Origin of the sequence: Vibrio sp. V03_P4A6T147 (assembly GCF_002241085.1) — a bacterium.
GTDB lineage: Bacteria > Pseudomonadota > Gammaproteobacteria > Enterobacterales > Vibrionaceae > Vibrio > Vibrio anguillarum.
Window position 1 is genome coordinate 1 of the sequence record NZ_NDIO01000374.1, and the last position, 2,257, is coordinate 2,257.

At 46.1% G+C, this 2,257-nt stretch carries 2 protein-coding genes; both read left to right on the top strand.

Annotation, left to right across the window (positions count from 1 at the left end):
* The first annotated feature begins 68 nt into the window (after positions 1-68).
* Positions 69-797 carry a response regulator gene (locus tag B9J84_RS14380; RefSeq protein ID WP_026028047.1) on the top strand — a complete coding sequence of 243 codons (729 nt, stop codon included), beginning with the start codon at positions 69-71 and terminating at the stop codon, positions 795-797.
* 2 nt (positions 798-799) lie between these two features.
* Complete coding sequence (locus tag B9J84_RS14385) at positions 800-2,254, top strand: ATP-binding protein (RefSeq protein ID WP_017044591.1); 1,455 nt, start codon at positions 800-802, stop codon at positions 2,252-2,254.
* Positions 2,255-2,257 lie beyond the last annotated feature (3 nt).

Below are 2,257 nucleotides of genomic sequence, written 5' to 3' on the forward strand. Positions count from 1 at the left end.
ATATCAATAATCAAAAAAATGACCTATAGCTACACTAGGCCGATCAGTTGAAAATATGGATAGTGGACATGCAGGCAAGAACGCGCATTCTAGTCGTGGATGATGACGAAGAGATTCGGCAATTATTAGATGAGTACTTGACGAAGTCTGGTTTTGATATCGTCACCACCGCGGATGGCATCGAGCTATTAGCCTATTTGGAACGTAACAGTTATCCCGATCTTATTTTGTTGGATGTGATGATGCCCGGAGACGATGGTTTTACTTTATGCCAAAAAATCCGTCGTCATTCGAACGTTCCTATCATTATGTTGACCGCGGTTTCTGATGAAACTGACCAAATCATTGGTTTAGAAATTGGCGCGGATGATTATGTGGCGAAACCTTTCAACCCGCGTCAGTTAATGGCGCGCATCAAGGCTTTGCTGCGCCGGGTACAAGTCAATGATGAAAAAACAACCGATGCGTTGCCCAAACAAATTACGTTTGGTGATTGGCAACTCGATACCTTGTCACACCGAATTACACATCTAGAGCGTGCCGATGAGCATGACTTGTCGGGCAGTGATTTTGCACTACTGATGCTGTTTTTAACCCGGCCTAAGGAAGTGCTTGATCGCGATACCATCTCATTTGCTACTCGTGGACGTGAAGCGCTCCCTTTTGAGCGAGGTATCGACGTGCAACTTAGCCGTTTACGTCAGCGATTGGGTGATAGTGCAAAATACCCTCACTACATTAAAACTATGCGTGGCAACGGCTATATTCTGGCCGTTCCGGTCAGTTACGGCCATTAAAAATGACGCTAAGACGTCTCTTTTCACGCTTAAAACCCAACTCTCTTGTCTCACGAACACTGCTGCTGACTTTGTTGGCGGTGGTGATAGCACAGGGCATTGCAACGGCGATTTGGTACAGCCAATCTAAACAAAAAGAGTTGGAAGGGATCAGTTCCGTTTCTTCTAGCATGGCAGGTATGTTTGCTTCCACCGTGACCTTTTTTCAATCACTGCCCGTCAAATATCGGCATATCGTGCTGGATCAAATTCGCAATATGGGGGGAACCCGTTTTTTTGTCTCATTCAATAAAGAGCCATTGACTGTGGAGCCGATTATCGATACGCCGCTCAAGCGAGCTTCAGTCGATGCAGTGAGGGAAGTGTTGCAACAAAAGCTCAATAACGTTGAGAGTATTCAAGTTGAATTTACCAAACCAGAACATTTGCGGTTACTAAAAAACGATATTTTTCTCAGCGACTTACCCAAGTCGTGGGCCTACCATACACTCACACTTGAACCGCTAAACCCGCCAGTACTGGTGGTGCAAATCGAACTATCAAGCCATGAATGGGTTTACGTGGCGGCGCTACTTCCCGCCCCATACGTGAAACTGGATGACACTCTATTAAGAAAAGAGCAGATCTTATTTCTCTTTTTTTCCACCACTATTTTGTTAGCGTTGACCTACTTGCTTATGCGCCGCCAAGTTCGGCCACTGAGAAATTTAGCCAAAGCGGCGAATGAGATGAGTATGGATATTGCCCAGCGTCCCTTGCGTGAAGAGGGGGCGACAGAATTGATCACGGCGACCCGCGCATTCAATCGTATGCAGCAACGAATTCGACGTTACGTGGCCGATAGAGAGCATCTGTTTTCGGCCATCTCTCATGATTTAAAAACACCCATTACCCGCTTACGCCTAAGGGCTGAATTGCTCGAAAGCGATGTTAAGCGCGAAAAATTTAACCGCGATCTCGATGAGCTAGAGATGATGGTTAAAGGGGCATTGCAGTGCGTGCGAGATACCGATTTACACGAAAATAACAGCAGTATTGATCTCAACGAGATGATTCAGACGATTGCTGAAGGGTACAACTTAACTCGCCAAGTGGTCCATTTTACGCCTACACAGCTTGAACCGATAATCGCTAAGCCTCTAGCTATTCAACGAGTATTGACAAACTTGATTGGCAATGGCGTGAAGTATGGTCAGCAAGTGTGGGTGAAGTTGGAAGAAAATCCAGAGTGGGTTGTTATCACCATTCAAGACCAAGGTCCGGGGATCCCGATAGATAAATTAGAAGCGGTCTTTGAGCCTTATTTTCGCCTTGCCGATGATGACCAAGGTCACGGTCTTGGTCTTGGAATATGCCGAAGTATTTTACATGGACACGGCGGAGATCTCATTTTACGCAATCCAGCTCATGGTGGTCTGGAAGCACAAGTCTTTATCCCACCTACGTTAGCGGTGTAGTGT